Origin of the sequence: Pseudomonas sp. MWU13-2100 (assembly GCF_023242365.1) — a bacterium.
Lineage (GTDB): Bacteria > Pseudomonadota > Gammaproteobacteria > Pseudomonadales > Pseudomonadaceae > Aquipseudomonas.
Genome location: NZ_JALLIX010000020.1, coordinates 58,251 through 83,947, shown reverse-complemented (window position 1 = coordinate 83,947; position 25,697 = coordinate 58,251). Strand labels below are relative to the sequence as shown.

The following is a 25,697-nucleotide window of genomic DNA, read 5'->3' as shown; positions in this document are numbered from 1 at the left end:
CCTTTCTTAAAGCGACGAGTATTTCTTGCGCAGACGCTGACGAATCAGTTCCGCGAGGGTGTTCATGATGAACGTGAACAGCAGCAGCACCAGCGCCGAGAGGAACAACACGCGGTAGTGGCTACCACCGACCTCCGACTCCGGCATCTCCACCGCGACGTTGGCCGCCAGGGTGCGCAGGCCTTCGAACAGGTTCATCTCCATCACCGGCGTGTTGCCGGTGGCCATCAGCACGATCATGGTCTCGCCGACGGCGCGACCCATGCCGATCATCAGCGCCGAGAAGATGCCCGGGCTGGCAGTGAGGATCACCACCCGCGTCATGGTCTGCCACGGCGTGGCGCCCAGGGCCAGCGAGCCCAGGGTCAAGCCGCGCGGTACGCTGAATACGGCGTCTTCGGCGATGGAATAGATATTCGGGATCACCGCGAAGCCCATGGCCAGGCCGACCACCAGGGCGTTGCGCTGGTCGTAGGTGATACCCAGGTCGTGGGAGATCCACATACGCATGTCACCACCGAAGAACCAGGTCTCCAGGTGCGGACTCATGAACAGCGAGAGCCAGCTGACGAACAGGATCACCGGAATCAGGATCGCGCTTTCCCAGCCATCCGGCACCCGCAGGCGCAACGACTCGGGCAGGCGGCTCCAGGCGAAACCGGCCACCAGGATACCGATCGGCACGAGCATCAGCAGGCTGAAGATCCCCGGCAGGTGCCCTTCTACATAAGGCGCCAGGAACAGGCCGGCGAAGAAGCCGAGGATCACCGTCGGCATCGCTTCCATCAACTCGATCACCGGCTTGACCTTGCGGCGCATGCCCGGGGCCATGAAGTAGGCGGTGTAGATCGCGGCGGCGACAGCCAGCGGCGCAGCCAGGAGCATGGCGTAGAACGCGGCCTTCAGGGTACCGAAGGTCAGCGGCGACAGGCTCAGCTTGGGTTCGAAGTCGGTGTTGGCGGCGGTCGATTGCCAGACGTACTTGGGTTCGTCGTAGTTCTCGTACCAGACCTTGCTCCACAGCGCGCTCCAGGACACTTCCGGGTGCGGGTTATTGAGGACCAACGGCTGGATCTTGCCTCCTTGCTCGACGATCACCCGGTTGGCCCGCGGCGACAGACCGAACAGGCCCTGGCCATCGACCACCTGGTTGACCAGCAGGGTGCGGTGCGCGGTGCTATGGAACACGCCGAGCTTGCCGGAAGCGTCCATCGCGACGAAGCCCTTGCGACGTTCTTCAGCAGTGATCTCGACGATCGGCGCGGTGCCCATCTGGAAACCGCGGATATGTTTCAGGCGCAGCTCGCCATCCGGATCACGGGCCATGAACCACTGGGCCAGGCCGCCGCTGGAATCACCGATGATCAGCGAGATACCGCCCACCAGTTGGGTACTGGCGGTCACTTCGGTATCAGCACTTTCCAGCAGTTTGTAGCGACCGTTCAGACTCTTGTCGCGCAGGCTGAATACATCGGCCTGGGCGCGCCCGTTGATCACGTACAGCCATTGCTGGCGTGGATCGATATAGATTGCCTTGACCGGCTCGGTCATCTGCGGCAACTCGATACTGCGCTGCTCGCTGGTGACCTCGCCGGTCATCATGTTTTCTTCTTTGGTCAACTCCAGCACGTGCAGTTGCGCACCGGTGGAGCCCACCACGACCAAGGTCGTGTCGGCGGCGTTCAGGTTCACATGCTCAAGCGCACGGCCCTGATCGTCCAGACTGATCGGCACATCGCCGTAGGGATACTCGACCGCCGGGGAAATGGTTTTCTTGCCGTCCGGGTAGGTCACTTTATAGGTGTGACGGAACACCAGCGCCTGGCCATTGGACAGGCCGACAATCACCAGCGGGATACCCGGCTGGTCCTTGCTGATAGAGGTGACCGTGGTGCCAGCCGGAATCGGCAGGTGGACCCGCGACAGTTCACTGGCGTCCTGGACATTGAAGAACAGCACCTGGCCGTTGTCGGAAACCCGCATGCCCACCTGGTTCTGCTCTTCCAGGGAAATCATCAAGGGTTTGCCGGCATCCTGGATCCAGGCCGGTGTAATGCTTTTCTCGGCGGTCAGCGAAGCGCCCTGGAACAGGGGCAGGACCACATAACCGAGAAAGAAGAAGATCAGGGTGATCGCACCGAGGACGGCGAGGCCGCCAATGAATACGTACCAACGGGTCAGGCGATCTTTCAGCGCACGAATACGGCGCTTGCGTTGCAGCTCAGGCGTATTGAAATCAATGCGCTTGGGAAGAGAAGTCGTAGTCATGGTGGAATTGGCCAGATCGTTCATGCGCACACCCTAGCGGTCCCGTATGACAGAAAGATGACAATGCAGTGACGCACTGAAGCCGCCGCCCAGCAAGGCTGGCAGCGGTTTCGGAATGAGGGGCGCGGTCGATGGAGATCAAGCCGCGCCTTGGTGTCGCTGCCGGGATTGGCGTCCCGGCCAAAGGCTTACTGCCTGCCTTCGCTCAGGCCCAGGTCAGCCAGTGCCTTGGCGGCAACCTTGGCTGGCAGTGGGATGTAGCCGTCTTTCACAACCACTTCCTGACCCTGCTTGGACAGAACCAGCTTCACGAACTCGGCTTCCAGCGGAGCCAGAGGCTTGCCCGGTGCCTTGTTGACGTACACGTAGAGGAAACGCGACAGCGGGTATTTGCCGTTCAGTGCGTTTTCTTCACTGTCTTCGATGAACTCGGTGCTGCCTTTCTTCGACAGGGCAACGGTTTTCACGCTGGCGGTCTTGTAGCCGATCCCCGAGTAGCCGATGCCGTTCAGCGAGGAGCTGATGGACTGCACAACGGAAGCCGAACCAGGTTGTTCGTTCACGTTAGGCTTGTAGTCGCCTTTGCACAGGGCTTCTTCCTTGAAGTAGCCGTAGGTGCCGGATACCGAGTTACGGCCGAACAGCTGAACCGGCTTGTTGGCCAGGTCACCGGTCACGCCCAGGTCAGCCCAGGTCTTGACTTCGGCTTTGGCGCCGCACAGACGAGTCGAGGAGAAGATCGCATCGACTTGTTCCATGGTCAGGTGCTTGATCGGGTTGTCCTTGTGCACGAACACGGCCAGGGCATCCACGGCAACCGGGATAGCGGTCGGCTTGTAGCCGTACTTCTGCTCGAAGGCAGCCAGTTCGGTGTCCTTCATCTTGCGGCTCATCGGGCCCAGGTTCGAAGTGCCTTCAGTCAGGGCGGGCGGCGCGGTAGCGGAACCGGCGGCCTGAATCTGAATGTTCACGTTCGGGTATTCTTTCTTGTAGCCCTCGGCCCACAAGGTCATGAGGTTAGCCAGGGTGTCGGAACCAACGCTGGACAGGTTACCCGATACCCCCGTGGCTTTTGTATAAGACGGAATGGCCGGGTCCACACCAGCGGCGACCGCGTGGGCGGTTGCAACGCCAGCAGCGACAAAAGTCATTGCCGCCATCAAACGCTTCAGTTTCATGCCTTGCTCCTAGCAGAGAGGGTTTATCAGGTCGGGGCCAAGTATCAGTAGGCCAGATGAACACTCTATGACTGGTATATGACAGTTAGATGACTGGCCATCATGGGGGAGAATGGTTGATTTTGAACACAAAAACGGGCAAAAGCCCGCTTCTACTGGACTGCGGCGCCCTCACCCGGCGCCGCAACATGTCATCTTTGAAATAATTTGAAACCCTCTTCCTTTATATAGAAGGGTGCCTCTTTCTACCCTTGCAGCTCAACGCCCCTTCGCCCACAGATAGCCGCCCACCAGCATACCCATGCCGCAAATGATCGCCACATAATAAGCCGGGCCCATCGGGCTCTCCTTGAGTAGCAGGGTGACGATCATCGGGGTCAGGCCGCCGAAGATCGCATAAGCCAGGTTGTAGGAGAACGACAGGCCGCTGAAACGCACCACCGCCGGGAACGCCTTGACCATCACATAGGGCACCGCGCCGATGGTGCCGACGAACAGGCCGCTCAGGGCGTACAGCGGGAACAGCCACTCGGGGTGGATCGGCAGGCTGCTATAGAAAGTCCAGAAGGTCACCATCAACCCCAGGCTGCCGAACACGAACACCCGGCCGGCGCCAAAGCGGTCGGCCAGCGCACCGGAGAGAATGCACCCCAGGGTCAGGCAGATCGTCGCCAGGCTGTTGGCTTCCAGCGACACGGTCGGGGCGAAGTGATAGGCGGTCTGCAACACGGTCGGGGTCATCAGGATCACCACCACCACGCCGGCCGACAGCAACCAGGTCAGCAGCATCGACACCAGGATCGCACCGCGATGATCACGTAGTACCGCGCCGAGGGGAATGCCATCGGACAGCGCCTTACGTTGCTGTAGCTCGGCGAACACCGGGGTCTCGTGCAACCAGCGGCGCAGGTACACCGAGAACAGGCCGAACACGCCGCCCAGCAGGAACGGAATCCGCCAGGCGTAATCGGCCACTTCCAGCGGGGTATAAAGGCTGTTGATCAGGGTCGCCACCAACGAACCCAGCAGGATGCCGGCGGTCAGGCCCGAGGTCAGGGTGCCACAGGCAAAGCCGATCTTGCGCTCCGGCACGTGTTCGGCGACGAACACCCAGGCGCCCGGTACTTCACCGCCGATGGCCGCGCCCTGGATCACCCGCATCAGCAACAACAGGATCGGTGCCCAGATGCCGATCTGCGCATAGGTCGGCAGCAGGCCCATGATCAGGGTCGGCACCGCCATCAGGAAAATACTCAGGGTGAACATCTTCTTGCGCCCCAGCAGGTCGCCGAAGTGCGCCATCACGATGCCCCCCAGCGGCCGGGCCAGGTAGCCGGCGGCGAAGATCCCGAAGGTCTGCATCAAGCGCAGCCACTCGGGCATGTCCGCTGGGAAAAACAGCTTGCCGACCACTGCGGCAAAAAACACGAAAATGATAAAGTCGTAGAACTCCAGCGCACCGCCCAGGGCAGACAGCGATAAAGTCTTGTAGTCGTTACGGGTCAACGGGCGCGCGGGTTGCGCAATCTGGGCGGACGCGGTGGTCATGGGCTTCTCTTATTGGGCACGTCTATGAGCCATGCAAGGCTGACTCAGGCTGGAGGCAGGTCTGGCACGATAGCAAATTGTTCGTAAAAGCACATGGATCGGCGCATTCGTCGGCAAAAATGAGAACCGGGAGGTCGTCTCGCGGTCTACCGACCGATATACTCGTGCCCTGCGCCGGGTAAAACCGCAGGCTAGAGGGGTATTGTGCGAAAACGCCGTTGGGACCGAACCAGCCGCTTTCGCAGAGTTTCCCTTAGTGCGGCTTACGAGAAACGTAACGAACGTAGTATGTTCGGGCTGAATCGTTTTTCTTGAAGACGGCTATTCACCTGCAGTACCAACGTAGCGTTACGGGTCAGAGGCACCCCGGCATGATCGAACTCGAACAAGAAGATCCTATCCCGCAAGGCGATCTCGCCCTGCAAATCACCGCGCTCCCGCGTGAAGCCAACGGTTTCGGCGACATCTATGGCGGCTGGCTGGTCAGCCAGATGGACCTGGCCGGCACCGCCATGGCCAGCAAAGTGGCCGGTGGCCGGGTGGCCACGGTGTCCATCGACCGCATGGCGTTCCTGGTCCCGGTCGCCGTCGGCGCGCAATTGTCCTTTTATACCCATACCGAAGAAATCGGCCGCAGCTCGATGCGGATGATGGTCGAGGTGTGGAGCGACGATCCGCTGACCAGCGAATGGCGCAAGGTCACCGAAGCGGCGTTCGTGTTCGTGGCCATCGACGGCAGCGGGCGCACCCGCTCCGTGCCACGGCGCTAACCCGGCCGCCAGCGCGCGGCCCGTTACAACTCCCTGTCTTGCGAGAACACCATGACCACGCCCCATGTTGAAACGGTAAAACTGGACGAGCTGAACGGCTGGCGCATCCGCCACGGCCAGGCCGAATTGCTGGTGGCGCAACAAGGCGCGCAGATCCTCAGTTACCAGTTGGCCGGGCAGCCACCGCTGATCTGGCTCAACAACGAGGCCGTGTTCAAGCAAGGCAAGGGTATCCGGGCCGGCGTGCCGGTGTGCTGGCCGTGGTTCGGCAACTTCTCGCGCAACCCGCACAGCGTCCAGGCCATGCGCCAGAGCAGCGAGGCACCCACGGCCCACGGCCTGGTGCGGACGATGAACTGGTCGTTGCAGGGCATCGAGGCCGACGGCGATGCGGTGAACGTGACGTTCAGCCTGCCGCTGCCCGAAGGCGGCCTGCCGGGCTGGCCGCACAAGGTCGGCCTGACCCTGCGTATTCGCCTGGGCGAGACCTTGCGCCTCGAGCTCATCAGCGAAAACCAGGACGATCATCCGGTCAGCATCAGCCAGGCACTGCACAGCTACTTCGCTGTCAGCGATGTGCGCAATGTGCACGTCGAGGGCGTGGATGGCCTGGCCTACATCGACACGGCGGATGACTGGAAGCACGTCCGCCAGCAAGGCGAACTGCGCTTCGCCGGTGAAACCGATCGTATCTACCAGAATGCGCCTGCGCAGCTGAGCATTGTCGATCCGACCTGGGAGCGGCGTATCGAGCTGAGTACCCAGGGCTCACGTTCGGCGGTGATCTGGAACCCGTGGATCGACCGGGCCGGTCAGCTCGCCGACATGGCCGACGATGGCTGGCAGAAGATGCTCTGCATCGAGACCGCGAACGTGATGGATGATGCGGTGACGCTGGCGCCGGGGGCCAGTCATACGCTGGGTGTGACTATCAGCAGTCAGCGCTTGGCGTAATACCGCGTCGCTCTCTTCGCGGGCAAGCTCCGCTCCCACATTAAGTCCCGAGCACACACAAAGCTTGTGTACGACACAGCCCTTGTGGGAGCGGAGCTTGCCCGCGAAAGCGATCTTACAAACGCCGAAGATCTCGAACCTTACAGATCCGACTCCTTCACCGCCCTCACCTTCCCCGCATCCAGCGCATACGCCGCGTCGGCCAGGTCATTGCTGACCTTCTCGATCTTCAGCGTGCCGGTGACCCAAAGCGGCGTGTAGATATCGTCCAGCTTCAACCCCTTGGGATAACGCACCAGCACCAGCTGATTCGGCGGCGGCGGCGGCACATGGATGCAGGCGCCCGGGTACGGCACCAGGAAAAACAGCGTGCTGCGGCCCTTGGCATCGGTCTCCAGCGGCACCGGGTAACCGCCGATGCGAATATCCTTGCCGTCCATCGCGGCCACGGTTTTGGTCGAATACATCACTGCCGGCAGGCCCTTGCTCTGTTTCAACCCTCCCTTGGCGGTAAACGTACCGTCGCCCTCGGGCGTGTTGTGGGTGATTTCCGGCATTTGCTCAAGGGCTTTCTGGTCCGACTTGGGCATCAGTTCCAGCCAGTCGGTTTCCGGCAGCTCACCGGCGTGGGCCAGGCCACTGCCCAGGAAAAGAAGTGTCAAAAGGAGACGACGCATGGGGAGACTCGAAAACAGAAAGGAGGTCACACATTCTAGCCCTCTCTACCGTTGCGGCAGAGAGGGCCTGGTCACCTGGATCAGTTCTTTCTGATCAGGTTGTAGATCACCAGCAAGACAATCGCGCCAACAACCGCACCGATAAAACCGGCACTCTGACCCGCGTGATAGATCCCCAGCGCCTGACCGCCGTAGGTCGCCGCCAGCGAACCGCCGATACCCAGCAAGATGGTCATGATCCAACCCATGCTGTCGTCGCCCGGCTTGAGGAACCGCGCCACCAGGCCGACGATGAGGCCGATAAAAATTGTCGCAATAATGTGCATGGCATTTCCTCTCGGTGAGTGTGCACCGTCAAAGCCTAGTCAGCACTTTGACATCCTGCCATCAGAGGCCCGCGGCAACCGTAGGTTCCCACCGGCACTGACTATCTTTATTCGCCGATCAACGCCTCGACCCGCAGAATCTGCTCCTGCAGCGTCGCCTTGTCGGCGCAACGCAGCGTCGCGTGACCGACCTTGCGACCAGCCTTGAACGCCTTGCCATAGTGATGCAGATGGCAATCGGCGATGGCGATCACCTGTTCCACTGGCGGGACTTCGCCGATGAAGTTGAGCATCGCGCTTTCGCCGACCTTGGCGGTCGAACCCAGCGGCAACCCGGCAATCGCCCGCAGGTGGTTTTCGAACTGGCTGCACTCGGCACCTTCGGTGGTCCAGTGCCCGGAATTGTGCACCCGTGGCGCGATTTCGTTGGCCTTGAGGCCACCGTCGACCTCGAAGAACTCGAACGCCAGCACGCCGACATAATCCAGCTGCTTGAGCACCCGGCCAGCATAGTCTTCAGCCAAGGCTTGCAGCGGATGGTCGGTGCTGGCCACGGACAGGCGCAGGATGCCGTTGTCGTGGGTGTTGTGCACCAGCGGGTAGAAGCAGGTTTCACCGTCACGGCCACGCACGGCGATCAGCGAGACTTCCCCGGTGAACGGCACGAAGCCTTCCAGCAGGCAGGCGACACTGCCCAGTTCGGCGAAGGTACCGACTACATCGGCCGCGCTGCGCAGGACTTTCTGGCCCTTGCCGTCATAGCCCAGAGTGCGGGTTTTCAGCACGGCCGGCAGACCGATCCGGGCAACCGCGGCATCCAGGTCCGCCTGGGACTGGATATCGGCGAAGGCCGGGGTGGGAATCCCCAGGTCCTTGAACATGCTCTTTTCGAACCAGCGGTCACGGGCGATGCGCAAGGCTTCGGCGCTCGGATAGACCGGCACGAACTGCGACAGGAAGGCGACGGTTTCCGCCGGGACACTTTCGAACTCGAAGGTCACCAGATCGACTTCATCAGCCAACTGGCGCAGGTGGTCCTGATCGCCGTAATCGGCGCGCAAATGCTCGCCCAAGGCGGCTGCACAGGCATCCGGCGCCGGGTCCAGGAAAGCGAAGTTCATCCCCAGCGGCGTGCCCGCCAGTGCCAACATGCGGCCCAACTGGCCGCCACCGATTACACCGATCTTCATCGTCATCAACCTCAGGCGACGCGTGGGTCTGGATTGTCCAGCACGCTGTCTGTCTGTTCTGCACGGAATTTCTTCAGCACGGCGTGGAAATGCGGGTGCTTGGCGCCCAGGATACTTGCCGAGAGCAGCGCGGCATTGATCGCGCCGGCTTTGCCGATGGCCAGGGTCGCGACCGGAATACCGGCCGGCATCTGCACGATCGACAGCAGCGAATCAACGCCCGAGAGCATCGCCGACTGCACCGGCACGCCCAGCACCGGCAGGTGGGTCTTGGCCGCACACATGCCTGGCAGATGCGCCGCGCCGCCGGCACCGGCGATGATCACCTCGATCCCGCGGGACTCGGCCTCTTCGGCGTACTGGAAGAGCAGGTCCGGGGTGCGGTGGGCAGAGACCACTTTCACCTCGTAGGGGATGCCGAGCTTTTCCAGCATATCGGCGGTGTGGCTAAGGGTGGACCAATCGGACTTGGAGCCCATGATCACGCCAACCAGTGCACTCATCGTCGTGCCTCTTCTCTTGGGCGCCCGCGGGCGCGTCAAAAAACAACAAGCCACGCGGGAGACCGGCGTGGCTTGTCATACGAATCGGGGCCGGGCAAGCCGGCCGAAGGCCGCGCAGTATACCGAAAAAAGTGCATTGAACGCACCTTTACCGACCATCTGTCGTTTGCTGGATTTTAGCCGCTGAAGGCCGGTTTACCTGACTTTCAGGTCAATCCAAGCACGTCACAAACTCATTGTGGGAGCGGAGCTTGTGTGGGAGCGGAGCTTGCCCGCGAAGCTTTTGGCGTCCTTGAGGGCCTCTTCGCGGGCAAGCTCCGCTCCCACAACAGTCCGCCGGCAAACCGGCTGCTACAGGTTACGCGGGGTTCAGATAGAACCCGGTGCCTGCGCCGCCGCACCTTCGAGCTTGCGCCACAACAAACGCACATTGGCCTTGCGCACCAGCGCACAGCGATACAAGCGAATCTCCAACGGCACATGCCATTGCGCTCCGCCGCACACCACCAATTCACCGCGCGCCAATTCCGCCCGAACGCTCAGATGCGGCACCCAGGCAATGCCCAACCCTTCAAGCGCCATGCTTTTCAGGCTGTCGGCCATCGCGGTTTCGTAGATCGTGGTGAAACGCAGATTACGCTGGCGCAGCAGCAGGTTCACCGAACGCCCGAGAAACGCCCCCGCGCTATACGCCAGCAACGGCACGCTCGCCTCGCCTTCCAGGTCGAACAGCGGCTTGCCGTCCGGCCCGGTCGCACACACCGGCAACATCTCGGTCTGCCCCAGGTGCAGGGACGGAAAGATCTCCGCGTCCATCTGCAACGCCGCATCCGGATCATAGAACGCCAACATCAGGTCACAGCCGCCTTCACGCAAGGCATGCACCGCGTCGCCGACGTTGGTCGCCACCAGCCGCGTGGCGATATTCAACCCCTCATTACGCAACTGTGCGATCCAGCGCGGAAAGAAGCCCAGCGCCAGGGAATGCGCTGCCGCTACCTGCATGACTTCGCCCTGCCCGCCTTCCAGATGATGCAGATGGCGCACCACCTCACCCAGCTGCTCGACCACCGTACGGGCCGTGACCAGGAACAACTGCCCCGCCGCCGTCAGTTCGATCGGCGTGCGCGAGCGGTTGACCAGGGTCAGCCCCAGCGCCGACTCCAGGCTGCGGATCCGGCGGCTGAACGCCGGCTGCGTCACGAAGCGCCGCTCGGCCGCCTGGGAAAAGCTGCGGGTCGCCGCCAGGGCACTGAAGTCTTCCAACCATTTGCTTTCGAGATTCATCGGCTCCTCCCACCACGCGCACCATTTTGGTTCGCACGCTTGTCATACACAACGCGTCACATCCACATTATGCCGTTTGTGCATAGGCCAGTGCTGAACAGCATTGGCCCAAAAATTTGGCCAAGCCTAGCATTGCCAACGTTCCGGCACCGACCGGGTTCTTATCGAGATGATTTCTATCATGTCCTCCGCTGCATCTTTCCGCACAGAAAAAGACCTGCTTGGCGTACTCGAAGTACCCGGCGACGCGTATTACGGCATCCAGACCCTGCGAGCGGTGAACAACTTCCGTCTCTCCGGCGTCCCGATCTCGCACTACCCGAAACTGGTCGTGGCCCTGGCCATGGTCAAGCAGGCTGCCGCTGACGCCAACCGCGAGCTCGGTCACCTGACCGAAGCCAAGCATGCAGCCATCAGCGAAGCCTGTGCCCGACTGATCCGCGGCGACTTCCACGAGCAGTTCGTGGTCGACATGATTCAAGGCGGCGCTGGTACTTCGACCAATATGAATGCCAACGAAGTCATCGCCAACATCGCGTTGGAGGCCATGGGCCACAGCAAGGGCGAATACCAGTACCTGCACCCGAACAACGACGTGAACATGGCGCAGTCGACCAACGACGCCTACCCGACGGCCATCCGCCTGGGCCTGCTGCTGGGCCACGACGCCCTGCTCGCCAGCCTCGACAGCCTGATCCAGGCCTTCGCCGCCAAGGGTCAAGAGTTCAGCCACGTCCTGAAAATGGGTCGTACCCAGCTGCAAGACGCCGTGCCGATGACCCTCGGCCAGGAATTCCGCGCCTTCGCCACCACCCTGAGCGAAGACCTGGCGCGCCTGAAGACCCTGGCTCCGGAGCTGCTGACCGAAGTCAACCTGGGCGGCACCGCCATCGGTACCGGCATCAACGCCGACCCGCGCTACCAGCAACTGGCGGTCGACCGCCTGGCAACCATCAGCGGCCAGCCGCTGGTGCCCGCCGCCGACCTGATCGAAGCCACCTCCGACATGGGCGCCTTCGTGCTGTTCTCCGGCATGCTCAAGCGCACCGCGGTCAAGCTGTCGAAGATCTGCAACGACCTGCGCCTGCTGTCCAGCGGCCCGCGCACCGGGATCAACGAAATCAACCTGCCGGCGCGTCAACCCGGCAGCTCGATCATGCCCGGCAAGGTCAACCCGGTGATCCCGGAAGCGGTCAACCAGGTGGCGTTCCAGATCATCGGCAACGACCTGGCCCTGACCATCGCGGCCGAAGGCGGCCAACTGCAACTGAACGTGATGGAACCGCTGATCGCCTTCAAGATCTTCGACTCGATCCGCCTGTTGCAACGCGCCATGGACATGCTGCGCGAACACTGCATCGTCGGCATCACCGCCAACGAAGCGCGCTGCCGCGAACTGGTGGAGCACTCCATCGGCCTGGTCACCGCGCTGAACCCTTACATCGGCTATGAAAACGCCACCCGGATCGCCCGCGTCGCCCTGGAAAGTGGCCGTGGCGTACTGGAACTGGTGCGCGAAGAAGGCCTGCTCGACGACGCCATGCTCGCCGACATCCTGCGCCCGGAAAACATGATTGCTCCGCGTCTGGTTCCCCTGAAGGCCTGACCTTCAGTGCCAGACCGCAACACGCTCACCAGGTCGAGGGACTAGACACCTCTCACCTTTTGAGGGCCTGAAGGTCACTCTTCAGGCCCTTTTTTTACAACTGGACGTGGGAAAAAGGCCCTACCTCGCCCTGCCTTCACAAGAAATACCCTGCGCTTCGTCGTCTGTCCTACACACCGGTGCAGACGACCGCGGTGCTCATCGGTATAGTGCCGCCCCTCTTCGCGTAAGCGATCCGCGGTACAGCGGCACTGAAACACGCGAAACAACACTAAAAACAACCCGCGAAAGCTCGGGATGAAGCATCGCCAGCCCACACTGCCCAGTGACATCGGGTGTAACGCGATCTTTCAATCGAGCCGCCTTTGCATCAAAAAACAGCGAGGAACCACTCCATGCTTGAGGTCATCAACGACTTCCTCTCAGGGAAACTACTGATCGTGCTCATTGTCGGGCTCGGTAGCTACTTCACGATCCGCTCGCGGTTCGTCCAGTTCCGCCATTTCCGTCACATGTTCACGGTTTTCAAAGAGTCCCTTCGCGGTCAAGCAGGCCAACTGAGCTCGTTCCAGGCCCTGATGCTGAGCCTCGCCGGCCGCGTCGGCGCCGGTAACATCGCCGGTGTCGGCATCGCCGTGACCCTCGGCGGCCCGGGCGCCGTGTTCTGGATGTGGGTCACCGCACTGGTGGGCATGTCCAGCAGCTTCTTCGAATGCACCCTGGCCCAGGTCTACAAGCGCGCCGATGGCGACGGCCTGTACCGCGGCGGCCCGGCTTACTACATCCAGCACGGCCTGAAGCTCAAAAGCATGGCCGTGGTGTTCTCCGTCCTGCTGCTGGTCACCTACGGCTTCGCCTTCAACGGCCTGCAGTCGTACACCGTCACCCACTCGCTGCAGAACGCCTTCGGTTTCTCCCCGAACCACACCGGCATCGCCCTGGCCGTCCTGCTGGCGATCGTCTTCGTCGGCGGCATCAAGCGCATCGCCTCGGTTTCCGACCTGCTGGTTCCGGTCAAGACCCTGGCCTACATCGGCGTCACCCTGTACGTGATCGGCAGCCAGATCGAGCACGTCCCGGCCATGCTGGAAACCATCTTCAAGAGCGCCTTCGGCCTTGACCCAGCGTTCGGCGGCCTGCTCGGCAGCGCCATCGTCATGGGCGTGAAGCGTGGCGTGTTCGCCAACGAAGCCGGTCTGGGCAGCGCCCCGAACGTCGCCGCCGTGGCCGCCGTGAAGCACCCGGGTGCCCAGGGCGTGGTCCAGGCATTCAGCGTGTTCCTCGACACCTTCGTGATCTGCACCTGCACCGCGTTGCTGATCCTGCTGTCGGGCTTCTACACCCCTGGCTTCGAAGGTGACGGCATTGTCCTGACCCAGAACTCCCTCGCCGCCGTGGTCGGTGACTGGGGCCGCGTGTTCGTCAGCGTCGCCCTGTCGCTGTTCGTCTTCACCTGCATCCTCTACAACTACTACTTGGGCGAAACCAGCCTGCAGTTCCTGACCCGCAACCGCATCGTGCTGATGGTGTACCGCGCCCTGGTGCTGGCACTGATCGTATGGGGTTCGGTACAGAATCTGTCGACCGTGTTCGCCTTCGCCGACATCACCATGACCTGCCTGGCCTTCGTCAACCTGATCTCCCTGGCCCTGCTGTTCAAGATCGGCCTGCGCGTGATGCGCGACTACGACGAACAACGCCGTGCCGGCGTCGGCCAGCCGGTGTTCGACTCGAGCAAGTTCGCCGATCTGGACCTGGACCTCGAAGCCTGGCCAACCCCGGGCAAAACCGCGCCGCGCGAGCAAGAAGCCGCCCAAGGCGTACCTGCCACGCAACGCTGATCGCTCCCACGGGCGGCGCCCTGCCGTCCGACGCGACAGATACCAACGAGTGGCGTCCTGCCGCTCGACGTGACACACCTTGCGCGCGCAGGCATGCTGCGGCGCAAGGTGCATTCGTCCAGGAGAACCATCAATGACTTCCGCTTCCTATCCTGCCGCGCAGCACGTCATGGTGCTCTATACCGGCGGCACCATCGGCATGCAGGCCAGCGCCAACGGTCTGGCCCCGGCGTCTGGTTTCGAAGCGCGGATGCGCGAACAGCTCGCCGGCCAGCCTGGCCTGAGCGTGCCGGACTGGCGTTTTCGCGAGATGGCGCCGCTGATCGACAGCGCCAACATGACCCCCGAGTACTGGCAGCGCCTGCGCGATGCGGTGATCGAAGCGGTGGACGGGCAGCAGTGCGACAGCCTGCTGGTTTTGCACGGCACCGACACCCTGGCGTATAGCGCGGCGGCCATGAGTTTCCAGTTGCTGGGCTTGCCGGTACCGGTGGTGTTCACCGGTTCCATGCTGCCGGCGGGCGTACCGGACAGCGATGCCTGGGAGAACGTCTGCGGCGCGCTGGTCGCGTTGGGCCAGGGCCTGGCGCCGGGCGTGCACCTGCACTTCCACGGTGAAATGCTCTCGCCGACCCGTTGCGCGAAGATTCGCAGCTTTGGCCGGCATCCGTTTGCGGCACTGAATCGCACGGGTGGCGGGGCCAAGGTCGAGGCGCTGCCGGCGCAGTTGGATTATCGCCAGGGCAAGCAACTGGCGAGCGTCGGCGTGTTGCCGCTGGTACCGGGCATCGGCGCCGCGCAGTTGGACGGCATGATCGACAGCGGTATCCAGGCGTTGGTGCTGGAGTGCTTCGGCAGCGGCACTGGGCCGAGCGATAATCCGGCGTTTCTCGCCAGCCTTGAGCGGGCGCGGGACAAGGGGGTTGTGGTGGTGGCGGTCACGCAGTGCCATGAAGGTGGCGTCGAGCTGGACGTGTATGAAGCCGGTAGCCGTTTGCGCGGTGTCGGCGTGCTGTCCGGCGGCGGCATGACCCGCGAGGCGGTGTTCGGCAAACTGCATGCGTTGCTGGGCGCGGGTCTGGAGCTGACTGAAGTGCGGCGGTTGGTCGAGCTGGATCTGTGTGGCGAGTTGAGCTGAACCACCGCTCAACTCGCCCGTTAGTCACGTCAGGGAATTTGAAGCCGAACGCGATCCACTGTGGCGAGCGGGCTTGCCCGCGCTGGGTCGCGAAGCGGCCCTAAAACCGGTGCATTCTGTCTATCAGGCAGACCGAGGTGCCTGGTTTTACGACTGCTTCGCAGCCGAGAGCGGCAGTGCGGCATTCCGACAAGCCCGCTCGCCACAAGTCCGCGTTTGATTTCAAATTGCCTTGACTGAACGGCACAGGGTTTGCCACAAAACCGCGCCCGACTTCAAATTTCATGAGCTAACCAGCCTACACACCAGACAAATCGCTTTTTCTTGAGCGACATTTCCTAGAAAATCCCAACGCCTTGCGCCTGTCCAGCCACGTGACTAGTCTCCGTTTGTCACTGCCCAATTGCAGTGAACGGGTTTAGTCGCCCGAGCTCAATAGGCGCACAGCGCCCCCATACCTTATGGCCGGCGTTTTTTATGCCCCCCCAGGTTTATGGTGGCTGTGCGTAGGGCACCCTCGGGTGCGCCGGTTTCCTATTGGCCGGTCGACTAACCTGCGTACAGCCGCCACCCCCTTCGTTTAGTCGCGAACAGTGTCGGCTCCATGACATCAATAGGAGTCATCGCATGGATAAAATCGTCCCTGATCCGCCCAGCAGGACCGCCCGCGCCCGCATCACCGCCATTCTCAAGAAAGCCAACGCCGACCTCTTGCAGGTCCTCAACAGTCAGCGCCACGAACCGCCGCTGCTGGCCGCCCTGAAAGAAACCGCCGCCCGCCCCGGCTGCGTCAACGACTGCCGTCACCTCTCGCTGTTCAACGTGCAGGAAGGCATCAGTGCCGAGCAGGCGCTGATCCATGTATCGCTGATGCTGCGCTGTGCCGAAGAAGTCTCCGATGAAATCACCGAATATGGCAGCGGCGTCGAACGCGGGTTGATCTGGTCGATGATCCATTCGGTGGAAATGGCCCGGGCGGTGGTCGATGCCTTGTTGGCAGGGTCGCAGCCGACTCAAGCCTGAAACACCGCCCCCGGCGCTTGTGGGAGCGGAGCTTGCCCGCGAAGAAGACGCCGCGTTTTTTCAGAAACACCGAGTTATCGTTCTTCGCGGGCAAGCTCCGCTCCCACATCTCCCTCCCACATCTCTCTCCTCATACCCTTCACACCCCTGATACCCTTCACCCCCCTCAAGCTCTGCCACTGCCAGCACACCGAAGGTGCCGCCGCGTATTTATCAGCCGACGGCACACAACTTGCTCGATTCCCATACCTCCCATGGACGGAACCGAACATGCTGCACTCGCACCTAACCACCCTCAACGCGGTTTCCCTGGTGCTCAACGCCTTCCGCGACAAGGGTATTTCCAGCGATGCGCTATTGGCCGGCAGCGGCATCAGCGCCGCCGACCTGAGCCGCGCCGATACCCGCATCACCACCAACCAGGAAATGCAGGTGTGCAGCAACGCCGTGGCCCTGCGCCGGGAAATCGGTCTGGAACTGGGCCGACGCATGCATGTCTCGGCCTATGGCATCCTCGGCTATGCCCTGCTCACCAGTGCCACCTTCGGTGACGCTTTACGCCTGGCCCTGCGCTATCCGGCGCTATTGGGAACACTGTTCGAACTGAGCCTGGAAGCCGACGGCGAACGGATCTGGTTCAGCGCCGCGGATTATCGGGAAAATCCGCAGTTGGCGGTGTTCAACACCGAGCTGTGCCTGGCCTCGCTGAAAGTCATCTGCGACGACCTGCTCGGACACCCGCTGCCCTTGCTGGCGGCGCGCTTCGAGCACGAAGCCCCGGACTATCAAGCCGACTACAACGACAGCTTCGACTGCCCGCTACAGTTCTCGGCCGGCAGCAACGCCTTCGCCTTCGACCAGCATTGGCTGGAGCAACCCTTGCCCCTGGCGGACGCCATCACTCACCAGGCCATGGCCGAGCGCTGTCGCAAGCACAACCTGGAGTTCACCGGTCGCCAGGCCTGGCTCGGGCGCATCCGCCACTTGCTCGCCGCGCAATTGCATACCGCACCAGGCCTGGAGGGCCTGGCCGAACAGATGAAATGCTCGGCCCGCACCCTGCGCCGGCACCTCAACGACCTGGGCTGCAGCTATCAGGAGCTGCTCGACGAACTGCGCTTCGAGCGGGCCAAGCAGTTACTCGGGGAAGGTCAGCTACCGATTCACCGCATTGCCGATGAACTGGGCTTCAGCGAAACCGCCAGCTTCCGCCATGCCTTCGTGCGCTGGAGTGGGGTCAGTCCAAGCCAGTTCCGCCCCTGAGTCCCCCCAAGGCCACGCCAACAACGCCCGACCAGGACCGCGTGTTGCGCCCCCAAAAAGAGCCCTTATGCCCCGTTCAGGGGCGAAATCAGGACACATCTTTTGGCCATATCAATCCCCTTTTGGCCGCTCCCGCCGTTCTCCCAACAGCGCCAGGCATCAAGAATGACGCCACGTCCACGCTATCGGAGAACAATAAATGCTGACGGTCTACTCAGACGATCACCACCTGCACCACGGCCGCTGCGAGCTGATCGACGGGCAACTGATGCCTTGCTTCGAAATGCCCTCGCGCGCCGACCATGTGCTGGCCCGCGTGCAACACCGGGCCCTGGGCCCGGTGCGCGAACCGGAAGACTTCGGTCTGGAGCCGATCCGCCGCGTGCACGACGAGGCCTACCTGAACTTCTTCAAGGGCGCCTGGGAGCGTTGGGCCGAACTAGGCCATGACGGCGACCTGCTGCCCTTCACCTGGCCGGCCCGCACCCTGCGTCGGGTCATCCCGAAGAACCTGCACGGCGAACTCGGCTACTACAGCTTCGACGGCGGCGCACCGATCACCGCCGGCACCTGGCAGGCGGCCTATAGTGCGGCCCAGGTCGCCCTCACCGCCCAGGCCGAGATCCAGCGCGGCGTCCGCGGCGCCTTCGCCCTCTGCCGCCCGCCGGGACATCACGCCGCCAGCGACCTGATGGGCGGTTACTGTTACCTGAACAACGCCGCCATCGCCGCCCAGGCCTTCCTCGATCAGGGCCACAAGAAGGTCGCGATCCTCGACGTCGATTACCACCACGGCAACGGCACCCAATCGATTTTCTACGCACGCAGCGATGTGCTTTTCACCTCGCTCCACGGCCACCCGGAAGCCGAGTTCCCATTCTTCCTCGGCTATGCCGACGAACTCGGCGAAGGCGCTGGCGAAGGCTTCAACTTCAACTATCCGCTGGCCGCCGGCACTGCCTGGGACCAATGGAGTGCGGCGCTGGAGCAGGCCTGCGGCGAGATCGAACGCTACGCGCCCGATGTGCTGGTGGTTTCCCTGGGCGTGGACACCTTCAAGGACGATCCGATTTCCCAGTTCAAGCTCGACAGCCCGGATTACCTGCGCATGGGCGAACGCATCGCCCGCCTGGGCAAGCCGACGCTGTTCGTCATGGAAGGCGGCTACGCGGTAGAAGAAATCGGCATCAATGCCGTGAACGTACTCGAAGGTTTCCACTACGCTCAATGAGGAATTAGAACAATGAACAAGCTCAAGCGTCTGATTGCCCCAGCCCTCTGCGCCGCTGTGCTCAGCACCGCCGCCCACGCCGAGGAGCGCACCCTGCGGGTCTATAACTGGTTCGACTACATCACCCCCAAGGCTCTGGACGACTTCAAGGCCCAGAACAGCCAGGTCAAGCTGGTCTACGACATCTTCGACACCAACGAGGCCCTGGAAGCCAAGCTGCTCACCGGCAACTCCGGCTATGACGTGGTGGTGCCGTCCAACGTGTTCCTTGCCAAACAGATCGAAGCCGGCGTGTTCCAACCGCTGGACCGCAGCAAGATCCCGAACTGGAACCACCTCGATCCCAAGCTGATGAAGCTGATCGAGGCCAACGACCCGGGCAACAAGTTCGCCGTACCCTACATGTACGGCACCATCCTGATCGGCTTCAACCCGGACAAGGTCAAGGCGGCATTGGGGGACAAGGCGCCGGTGGACAGCTGGGACCTGATCTTCAAGGAAGAGAACATCAGCAAACTCAAGCAATGCGGCGTCGCCCTGCTCGACTCGCCGTCGGAGATCCTGCCGCTGGCCTTGCAGCACCTGGGCCTGAACCCCAACAGCAACAACCCCAAGGACTATGAAAAAGCCGAGGCGCTGTTGCTGAAGATCCGTCCGTACATCACCTATTTCCACTCGTCCAAGTACATGGCGGACATTGCCAATGGTGACATCTGCGTGGCCGTCGGTTATTCCGGCAGCTTCTCCCAGGCCGCCAACCGCGCCAAGGAAGCCAAGAACGGCGTGGTGGTGGACATGCGCCTGCCCAAGGAAGGCGCGCCGATCTGGTTCGACATGCTGGCGATCCCCAAAGGGGCGAAGGACACCCAGGACGCTTACACCTTTATCAACTACCTGCTGCAACCCCAGGTGATCGCGCCGATCAGCGACTTTGTCGGTTATCCGAACCCGAACAAGGACGCCACCGAAATGGTCGATCCGGCGATTCGTAACAATCCCAACCTGTACCCGACCGCAGCGGCGATGAAGACGCTCTACACCTTGCAGCCCCTGGAGCAGAAGGCCGAACGGGCACGCACGCGGGCCTGGACCAAGATCAAGTCCGGGATCTGAGGCTTACCCTGTCCCCCTGTAGGAGCGTCGACCGGCTGCTCCTACAGATTCAACCACGTGGAGACAGGAACAACGCCGCCGTCTCGGGGTCAATCGGCCCGCGCCAGATGGGCTGGACTTTCACCCCGGCGCTCGCCTGGGCGATCTGAAACCCGAGCCCCAGATAACGCTGCGCGCGGGTCTTGAGGTGAGCTTTGACATAGCTGGCCGCCGGCGTGGTCGCCGTCGGGTAATGGAAGTGCGCGAACCAAAACGACCCGCTCTGCCTGTCGCTGATGCCGTACTCCTCAAGAAAATCGGTGCCCTTGCCCTGGGAAATATCCCGGCGTTCACCCAGCTTGCGGATCGTGATCTGCCCTTGCGCGTGCAGAAACCCGACAGCGGCAGCGCTCGGCAACCTTTCCTTGGTCAACCTGATCCGCAGGCTCAGGCCCTGGTTGGCCAAGGTGTTTGCCGCCTGCTCCAGATCGGAAATCAGCGACCGGGGTGACTGTGAAAGCCCTTGGGTCAACGCGCACAACTCCTTGATAGCCTCTTCAAAAGGCTGCGCCTTGAGCTCGAGTATGTTCTGGATGTCGAGAGGCGAAGCCACGACGCTCGCCGTGCGCTCGGCATCCGCCAGCAGCGCCGGCACACTGGCCAGCAGATCGCGGGCCTTTTTCTCCAGCGACTTCAACTTCTTCGCGGCGCGCACACTCAACTCCCCCACGCCACCCAGCAGGCGCAGGCCACGATCCAACTGCCAGCGCCCCGCGCCGTCGCTTTTCAGCCAGGGGCCCTGGAGTGCCGGGTGGCTGTCATGAATGATCACCACCCCATCGAGCTTGCGTGCCACCCGAAACCAGGCCTGGTCGACCTGGGCATAGAGCAAGCCGTCACGCTGATACAAGCCTTGCCACTCCCCCGAAGCCAGCACGCTGCCCGGCGCCTCGGACAGCGGCAGCTTGAACTTCTCGAGCCGGACCAGTTCGGAGGCGCTGAACTGACGTCCCGGACGGGTCCAGGCAAACACCAACTGCCGCGCGACGCTGACCGCCGGCTCCTTGATCACGGCGTTGTCGATGATCGGCCCGGGACGCACGGCCTCGGCAGCAACCTCGGCTTTAGCGATGAGCGGCCGACGGTGATACACCAGCACCACCGCCAGGTTCAGCAAGACATCGGCGAACGCCGCCCAGGGCTGCGCGGCATTGGGATCTGCGAAGGTCTTGAGACTGGAGAGCAATTGCACGATCAACCCCAGACTCGCCAGCGGGCCGGGCAGAAAGGGTTGCAGCAAGCCGAACAGGGCCCAGCCCAGATCGACGAAACGATTCCAGCGGTCTTCGGCATTGGACACCGAGTCGGCCTCGGCATGCGCGATCAACGTCTCGACGCTGGCGGCGAACAGCGCAGCGCCGAACGAACCGGACAACGGTGTGGTATCGAGTGCAACCGGCCGCGGGGTCTCTGGTACGTCCCAATCGGAAACAATCACGCTGCCCAGATGGGGTTCCTCGAACCCGCCATGGTCATAGATCAAGCGCGTCAGCGGATCCAGGCCAGCGAGGACCGACTGCTGCAAAGCCCCCTCCTCCTTGATGGCCGCCAACAAACCGTCAAATGAAGAAAATTCGAGCAAGGGCGCGGCGCTGCCTGGGCAGAACAACACCTGCGGTCCCTGCCCCGTCGCCTGCGGACCGATCACAAACATGTTACGCACGCGGTCCGCCGTGGCATTCGGGTGCGCCAGCAAAGCCAGCGGCCTGACTACAATGCTCCGTCCCAGGACCGTCTGAACGCCCACATCTTGCGTCACCAGCGCTTCGACATAACGCTGGGCGGGTTCGCTCAATTGCTGGTTGAGCCGCAACTCCAGCGCCAACATCGGCAACAGCACCCGCAGGTAGTCGGAAAAAAGCCCCTTCTGCCGGGTGCGCTCGGCCAGGTCATGTTGCAGTTTCTGCCTGAGCAAATCGGGGTAGGTCCTGCCGATATCGGCGTCACTCACCGCCGTACGCAGCGCGTCATAGGTCATCCAGGCGGGCGCGGGCTGACCTTTGTAGCGCACCTGCGCGGACGCCGTGCACGGAAAGGCCTCGAGGTTCTTCAACGCCAGGGCGGCATAGTCCTGGGCCCGCGTCGCATCGCGAAAGCCTGCAGGGTTGAAGCTTTTGTTGGCCAGTTCGACCGCGCTGTTCGTGCCCAGCGTCAGGGTCAGGCCGATATCGCCGACCGACACGGGCACGGCCTTTGGATACTCTTTCTCCAGACTCGCCTGCAATGCCTGGCGCGCAAAAGCGAGGATATCGGGAATGCCGTCGAGAAACGCCTTCCCGGCATGCCGTCGATGCACCGACGCCAGCGCCGCCACATACCCCCCATAAGAGGTGCGAAGCGATGGCGCGGCATTGCGCAGCCAGCCGGGAAGCAAGTCGTGCAGCTGACCCAGCTTCGTCTCGTGGCCGGAACGGAAGGCACCGACCAGGGACTGCAATCCGCTGAGCTCATGCAATCGCTGTTCAAGTGCCGGCAGATCGCGATAGTCGTCCGGCTTGATCGCCGCAATGGCCTCCAACTGGCGTACCAACAGGCTCACGGTCAGGGCGTCGAAGACATGATGATCCGGTGAGTAATTCCTGAAATCCGAGCCCTGCCCGCTCAAGGTCAACCCCAGGGAGGCTTCAAGCGCTTCGCTGGAATCGAACGCTTCGATTCCGCCGAACAGGCTGTAGAGCAAGACGATCTGGCGCTTGCCGACCCAGCGGCTCAACACCAGCGCCTGGACATGCAAGGGCTCGGGAACCTTGTCGCGAGTATCGATGATCGGGATATAGGCCTGCGCGCAGTCACCGCCGAACCTGGCCCGGCGCGCCTCCAGGTCGGGATAGTCGAGCACCATCTGCACGGTGGCCAGTTCATCGCCCGAGAGCACCGCGCACGCCTGGTGCAATTGCGCGGCGAAGAATTCGGAAAGCCGCTGCCAGGGCGCGGCATCCTGCTCCAACGGCAAGCTCCAGAAGTCGACCAGCTCCTGTTTATACGCATCCAGTAGCAACGGCGCCCATCCGCTCAGCAGCGTCTCGACCCTTTCAACGCCCAGAAGCAACTTCTGCGGATACTCGGCGCCCGGATAGAGCGTCAGATAGCTGCCTGGCGGATGAACCAGTTCCTTTTCACCCAGGAAGCGCTCGATCAGCAGGTGCGCCAAGGGCAAGATCCGATATTGCACACGGGTGCTGTCGTCTTTGCCCGGTTCCGGCTCAATGAGTGCGGCATTCACCAGCCGTGCCGCGGACGACGGCAATTCAGTTTCCAGCATGTCCCGCACAAGCCCCGGCGCGACGCTTTCCAGGGTCGGGCGGCGGGCAAAATAGTCACTGAGGGTGTAGACCAGCGAAGCCTGTTGGTTTTCGCTCAAGGTGGTGCCAGCGAGGGCGGATCTCATGGGTATTCATCCTGGTTTCGGGTTCCAGGAACACCTAATCATCGACCACCCTCCGGCCTGCGGTAGCCGGTTAATACCGCCCCGCGACTAAAGCTTCCAGGCCGTGCGCAGGCGCGCCAGCGCCGACTCGATATCCGCCTCCGGTACCGCCGCAAACCCCAGGACCAGGCCGGCACGCCGGTCTTCGGGCGGCTCCGGCTGGCTGATCCAGTAGCTGCTCAAGGGGCTGATTTCAACGCCGACGCTCTCGGCCTGCGCGATCAACTCCCGCTCCCGGGCCAGGCTCTCCACCGGCACCGTCAGGTGCAGGCCCGCGGCAACCGCCGGCAAATCGCCACAGCCCGGGATAGCCGCCGGCCAATGGGCCAACAAGGTGTCACGCCGACTCAGTGCGGCCCGGCGCATGCGCCGGATATGCCGCTGGAAGTGCCCGGCGGCCATGAACTCGGCCATCACCGCCTGGGTACTGACCTCCGAGTGCCGCATATCCAGCGCGCGGCGCTGGGAAAAAGCCTCGACCAGCGTCGGCGGCAGCACCAGATAGCCGAGACGCAACGCCGGAAAGGCAATCTTGCCGAAGGTCCCGACATACAGTACCCGCCCCTGCCGATCCAGCGCCGCCAAGGGCGCCAACGGAGCGCCGCTGTAGCGGTACTCGCCATCGTAATCGTCCTCGACGATCCAGCCGTCGCTGCGCTCGGCCCAGGCCAGCAACTCCAGGCGCCGGGCCAGGCTCATGATCACGCCGCTAGGGTATTGGTGGGAGGGGGTCACATAGACCAGCCGGCAGTCCTGCAATTGCGCGAGTTCGGCGCAATCGAGCCCTTCGTTGTCCACCGCCACGCCATGCAGATTAGCCCCCGCCACCGCGAAGGCCAAACGCGCCGCCCGGTACCCGGGATTCTCCACCGCCACGCCATCGCCCGGGTCCACCAGCAACTGTGCACAAAGGCTAATGCCCTGCTGCGCGCCACTGGTGATCACAATTTGCTCAGGCGTGCAGGACAGGCCCCGGGAGCTGCGCAAGTACGCTGCGATCAGGCCGCGCAAGCGCTCTTCCCCCGCCGCGTTGCCGTAACACAGCAGCTGCAAGTCCGGTTTGCGCCAGAAAGCCGCCTGCAGCTTGGCCCAGACGCCAAAGGGAAACAGGTCGAAAGCCGGCACCCCCACCCGAAAAGCTCGCGGCGGACCGCTCGGTGGCTTGTGCATCGGGTTGCTCTCGATGCGCTCCATAGCCAGATTGTGGATAACTTTACTGGATGTAACCCCAGCGGTTTCAGTCGATTTTGTGGATAACCCTGTGGGTAAGCCTGTTGAAAACCCTGTGGATAGTTTTGTGGACAACTTTTTGATCGGCAGGGCTTTTTCCGGCAGTTGCGCGACGTAGGTGCCATCACCGATCCGGCCTTCGATAAAGCCCTCGGCGTACAGTTGGTCATAGGCCCGCACCACACTGTTGCGGGAGATCGCCAGGGCGCTCGCCAGGTCGCGACTGGCCGGCAGGCGGCTGCCACTGGCCAGGCGGCCGTCCAGTACCCGCAGGCGCAGGGCCTGATAGAGCTGGCGACTGAGTCCCTTGGCCGGATCGAGGTGGATCCCGGCAGGGTCGAACGGCAGGGGCAACGATGGACTGGGCATGGTATTGGACCTATGAAAATCGCCGGTAATGGCTCTTACAACCAACCAATAGCCTGCCTAGGATGCAGGTATTCGCCAAGGAAAATTTCCATGTACACACCCAGCGCCTTTTCCGAACAAGACCTGCTCACCTTGCAGCAACATATTCAAGGCACCCGCCTGGCGACACTGGTCACCCATGGCAAGCTCGGCCTGCAAGCCATCCATGTGCCGCTGTTGCTGCGCCCCGAGCAAGGTCCCAACGGCACGCTCTACGGCCATCTGGCCCGGGCCAACCCGCAGTGGCAGGAACTGGCCGAGAGCGGTGAAGTGCTGGTGATCTTTCCGGGAGCCGATGCCTACGTCAGCCCGTCCTTCTATCCGTCCAAGGCCGAGCACGGCAAGGTCGTACCAACCTGGAACTACGTGGCCGTGCATGCCTACGGCGAGGCCGAGGTGTTCGACGATGCCGAGCGCCTGCTCAACCTGGTCAGCGCCCTGACCGACCGCCATGAGGCCGGCCGGGACAAGCCGTGGAAAGTCGCCGACGCCCCGGCGCCGTACATCGACAGCATGCTCAAGGCGATTGTCGGTTTTGCCCTGCCGATCCAGCGCCTGGAAGGCAAGCGCAAGCTCAGCCAGAACCGCAGCGCCGCCGACAGCGCCGGTGTGCAACAAGGGTTGGCGGCCAGCGCCGACAGCCAGGATCAAGCCCTCGCCCAATTGATGCGTTAAGG

At 62.6% G+C, this 25,697-nt stretch carries 20 protein-coding genes; 10 read left to right on the top strand and 10 right to left on the bottom strand.

Going from position 1 to position 25,697, the window contains the following annotated elements:
* Positions 1–6 precede the first annotated feature (6 nt).
* The 3 genes from M5B99_RS15770 to M5B99_RS15760 all read right to left on the bottom strand — a co-directional run bounded on the left by M5B99_RS15770 (position 7) and on the right by M5B99_RS15760 (position 4,994).
* Positions 7–2,040 (bottom strand): ABC transporter permease subunit, encoded by a 2,034-nt coding sequence (locus tag M5B99_RS15770; RefSeq protein WP_248804939.1) that lies wholly within the window; start codon positions 2,038–2,040, stop codon positions 7–9.
* 416 nt (positions 2,041–2,456) lie between these two features.
* Positions 2,457–3,446 (bottom strand): phosphate ABC transporter substrate-binding protein PstS, encoded by a 990-nt coding sequence (locus M5B99_RS15765; protein WP_248804913.1) that lies wholly within the window; start codon positions 3,444–3,446, stop codon positions 2,457–2,459.
* A 258-nt stretch (positions 3,447–3,704) separates the two neighbouring features.
* Complete coding sequence (locus M5B99_RS15760; RefSeq protein WP_248804912.1) at positions 3,705–4,994, bottom strand: MFS transporter; 1,290 nt, start codon at positions 4,992–4,994, stop codon at positions 3,705–3,707.
* Between the two features lie 371 nt (positions 4,995–5,365).
* On the opposite strand from M5B99_RS15760, the gene M5B99_RS15755 reads away from it, so the two are divergent.
* Together M5B99_RS15755 and M5B99_RS15750 are read left to right on the top strand one after the other, a co-directional pair.
* A complete protein-coding gene (locus M5B99_RS15755; protein WP_040071787.1) occupies positions 5,366–5,764 on the top strand; it encodes an acyl-CoA thioesterase in 399 nt (132 codons plus the stop codon).
* 51 nt (positions 5,765–5,815) lie between these two features.
* Positions 5,816–6,718, top strand: a complete 903-nt coding sequence (locus M5B99_RS15750; protein ID WP_248804911.1) for a D-hexose-6-phosphate mutarotase — start codon at positions 5,816–5,818, stop codon at positions 6,716–6,718.
* 140 nt (positions 6,719–6,858) lie between these two features.
* On the opposite strand, the gene M5B99_RS15745 is transcribed toward M5B99_RS15750, so the two are convergent.
* The 5 genes from M5B99_RS15745 to M5B99_RS15725 all read right to left on the bottom strand — a co-directional run bounded on the left by M5B99_RS15745 (position 6,859) and on the right by M5B99_RS15725 (position 10,701).
* Positions 6,859–7,395 carry a DUF3299 domain-containing protein gene (locus M5B99_RS15745; protein WP_121135584.1) on the bottom strand — a complete coding sequence of 179 codons (537 nt, stop codon included), beginning with the start codon at positions 7,393–7,395 and terminating at the stop codon, positions 6,859–6,861.
* An 80-nt stretch (positions 7,396–7,475) separates the two neighbouring features.
* Complete coding sequence (locus tag M5B99_RS15740; protein WP_248799095.1) at positions 7,476–7,721, bottom strand: GlsB/YeaQ/YmgE family stress response membrane protein; 246 nt, start codon at positions 7,719–7,721, stop codon at positions 7,476–7,478.
* A 107-nt stretch (positions 7,722–7,828) separates the two neighbouring features.
* Positions 7,829–8,911: a 5-(carboxyamino)imidazole ribonucleotide synthase gene (locus M5B99_RS15735; RefSeq protein ID WP_248804910.1), complete on the bottom strand. Its 1,083-nt coding sequence runs from the start codon at positions 8,909–8,911 to the stop codon at positions 7,829–7,831.
* A gap of 11 nt (positions 8,912–8,922) precedes the next feature.
* Entirely contained in the window at positions 8,923–9,414 is a 492-nt protein-coding gene (gene purE, locus M5B99_RS15730) for a 5-(carboxyamino)imidazole ribonucleotide mutase (protein ID WP_121135587.1), read from the bottom strand.
* A 369-nt stretch (positions 9,415–9,783) separates the two neighbouring features.
* Entirely contained in the window at positions 9,784–10,701 is a 918-nt protein-coding gene (locus tag M5B99_RS15725) for a LysR substrate-binding domain-containing protein (protein WP_248804909.1), read from the bottom strand.
* A gap of 181 nt (positions 10,702–10,882) precedes the next feature.
* On the opposite strand from M5B99_RS15725, the gene aspA reads away from it, so the two are divergent.
* From aspA to M5B99_RS15690, 7 genes are all read left to right on the top strand, one after another.
* Positions 10,883–12,307, top strand: coding sequence for an aspartate ammonia-lyase (gene aspA / locus M5B99_RS15720; RefSeq protein ID WP_248804908.1), 1,425 nt, complete (start codon positions 10,883–10,885; stop codon positions 12,305–12,307).
* Positions 12,308–12,702: 395 nt separating this feature from the next.
* The gene (locus M5B99_RS15715; RefSeq protein WP_248804907.1) at positions 12,703–14,148 is read left to right on the top strand and encodes an alanine/glycine:cation symporter family protein; all 1,446 of its coding nucleotides are present in this window, start codon (positions 12,703–12,705) and stop codon (positions 14,146–14,148) included.
* A gap of 133 nt (positions 14,149–14,281) precedes the next feature.
* Positions 14,282–15,286, top strand: a complete 1,005-nt coding sequence (locus M5B99_RS15710) for an asparaginase (RefSeq protein ID WP_248804906.1) — start codon at positions 14,282–14,284, stop codon at positions 15,284–15,286.
* Positions 15,287–15,913: 627 nt separating this feature from the next.
* On the top strand, positions 15,914–16,309 hold the full coding sequence (locus tag M5B99_RS15705; RefSeq protein ID WP_248804905.1) for a DUF3077 domain-containing protein: 396 nt from the start codon (positions 15,914–15,916) through the stop codon (positions 16,307–16,309).
* Positions 16,310–16,579: 270 nt separating this feature from the next.
* The gene (locus M5B99_RS15700) at positions 16,580–17,572 is read left to right on the top strand and encodes an AraC family transcriptional regulator (RefSeq protein WP_248804904.1); all 993 of its coding nucleotides are present in this window, start codon (positions 16,580–16,582) and stop codon (positions 17,570–17,572) included.
* A gap of 199 nt (positions 17,573–17,771) precedes the next feature.
* Entirely contained in the window at positions 17,772–18,803 is a 1,032-nt protein-coding gene (locus tag M5B99_RS15695) for a histone deacetylase family protein (protein WP_248804903.1), read from the top strand.
* Between the two features lie 12 nt (positions 18,804–18,815).
* Entirely contained in the window at positions 18,816–19,916 is a 1,101-nt protein-coding gene (locus M5B99_RS15690; RefSeq protein ID WP_248804902.1) for a polyamine ABC transporter substrate-binding protein, read from the top strand.
* A gap of 49 nt (positions 19,917–19,965) precedes the next feature.
* Here the strand turns inward: M5B99_RS15690 and M5B99_RS15685 are convergent, their stop codons facing one another.
* Together M5B99_RS15685 and M5B99_RS15680 are read right to left on the bottom strand one after the other, a co-directional pair.
* The gene (locus tag M5B99_RS15685; protein ID WP_248804901.1) at positions 19,966–23,343 is read right to left on the bottom strand and encodes a dermonecrotic toxin domain-containing protein; all 3,378 of its coding nucleotides are present in this window, start codon (positions 23,341–23,343) and stop codon (positions 19,966–19,968) included.
* 87 nt (positions 23,344–23,430) lie between these two features.
* On the bottom strand, positions 23,431–24,981 hold the full coding sequence (locus tag M5B99_RS15680) for a PLP-dependent aminotransferase family protein (protein ID WP_248804900.1): 1,551 nt from the start codon (positions 24,979–24,981) through the stop codon (positions 23,431–23,433).
* 90 nt (positions 24,982–25,071) lie between these two features.
* Between M5B99_RS15680 and M5B99_RS15675 the strand changes: the two genes are divergently transcribed.
* A complete protein-coding gene (locus M5B99_RS15675) occupies positions 25,072–25,695 on the top strand; it encodes an FMN-binding negative transcriptional regulator (protein WP_248804899.1) in 624 nt (207 codons plus the stop codon).
* The last annotated feature ends 2 nt before the right edge of the window (positions 25,696–25,697 follow it).

What these genes read in the sequence shown, in the direction of transcription:
- M5B99_RS15765 (WP_248804913.1), bottom strand. Translation starts at nt 3,446, where the DNA reads ATGAAACTGAAGCGTTTGATGGCGGCAATGACTTTTGTCGCTGCTGGC.
- M5B99_RS15760 (WP_248804912.1), bottom strand. Translation starts at nt 4,994, where the DNA reads ATGACCACCGCGTCCGCCCAGATTGCGCAACCCGCGCGCCCGTTGACC.
- M5B99_RS15755 (WP_040071787.1), top strand. Translation starts at nt 5,366, where the DNA reads ATGATCGAACTCGAACAAGAAGATCCTATCCCGCAAGGCGATCTCGCC.
- M5B99_RS15750 (WP_248804911.1), top strand. Translation starts at nt 5,816, where the DNA reads ATGACCACGCCCCATGTTGAAACGGTAAAACTGGACGAGCTGAACGGC.
- M5B99_RS15745 (WP_121135584.1), bottom strand. Translation starts at nt 7,395, where the DNA reads ATGCGTCGTCTCCTTTTGACACTTCTTTTCCTGGGCAGTGGCCTGGCC.
- M5B99_RS15740 (WP_248799095.1), bottom strand. Translation starts at nt 7,721, where the DNA reads ATGCACATTATTGCGACAATTTTTATCGGCCTCATCGTCGGCCTGGTG.
- M5B99_RS15735 (WP_248804910.1), bottom strand. Translation starts at nt 8,911, where the DNA reads ATGAAGATCGGTGTAATCGGTGGCGGCCAGTTGGGCCGCATGTTGGCA.
- purE (WP_121135587.1), bottom strand. Translation starts at nt 9,414, where the DNA reads ATGAGTGCACTGGTTGGCGTGATCATGGGCTCCAAGTCCGATTGGTCC.
- M5B99_RS15725 (WP_248804909.1), bottom strand. Translation starts at nt 10,701, where the DNA reads ATGAATCTCGAAAGCAAATGGTTGGAAGACTTCAGTGCCCTGGCGGCG.
- aspA (WP_248804908.1), top strand. Translation starts at nt 10,883, where the DNA reads ATGTCCTCCGCTGCATCTTTCCGCACAGAAAAAGACCTGCTTGGCGTA.
- M5B99_RS15715 (WP_248804907.1), top strand. Translation starts at nt 12,703, where the DNA reads ATGCTTGAGGTCATCAACGACTTCCTCTCAGGGAAACTACTGATCGTG.
- M5B99_RS15710 (WP_248804906.1), top strand. Translation starts at nt 14,282, where the DNA reads ATGACTTCCGCTTCCTATCCTGCCGCGCAGCACGTCATGGTGCTCTAT.
- M5B99_RS15705 (WP_248804905.1), top strand. Translation starts at nt 15,914, where the DNA reads ATGGATAAAATCGTCCCTGATCCGCCCAGCAGGACCGCCCGCGCCCGC.
- M5B99_RS15700 (WP_248804904.1), top strand. Translation starts at nt 16,580, where the DNA reads ATGCTGCACTCGCACCTAACCACCCTCAACGCGGTTTCCCTGGTGCTC.
- M5B99_RS15695 (WP_248804903.1), top strand. Translation starts at nt 17,772, where the DNA reads ATGCTGACGGTCTACTCAGACGATCACCACCTGCACCACGGCCGCTGC.
- M5B99_RS15690 (WP_248804902.1), top strand. Translation starts at nt 18,816, where the DNA reads ATGAACAAGCTCAAGCGTCTGATTGCCCCAGCCCTCTGCGCCGCTGTG.
- M5B99_RS15685 (WP_248804901.1), bottom strand. Translation starts at nt 23,343, where the DNA reads ATGAGATCCGCCCTCGCTGGCACCACCTTGAGCGAAAACCAACAGGCT.
- M5B99_RS15680 (WP_248804900.1), bottom strand. Translation starts at nt 24,981, where the DNA reads ATGCCCAGTCCATCGTTGCCCCTGCCGTTCGACCCTGCCGGGATCCAC.
- M5B99_RS15675 (WP_248804899.1), top strand. Translation starts at nt 25,072, where the DNA reads ATGTACACACCCAGCGCCTTTTCCGAACAAGACCTGCTCACCTTGCAG.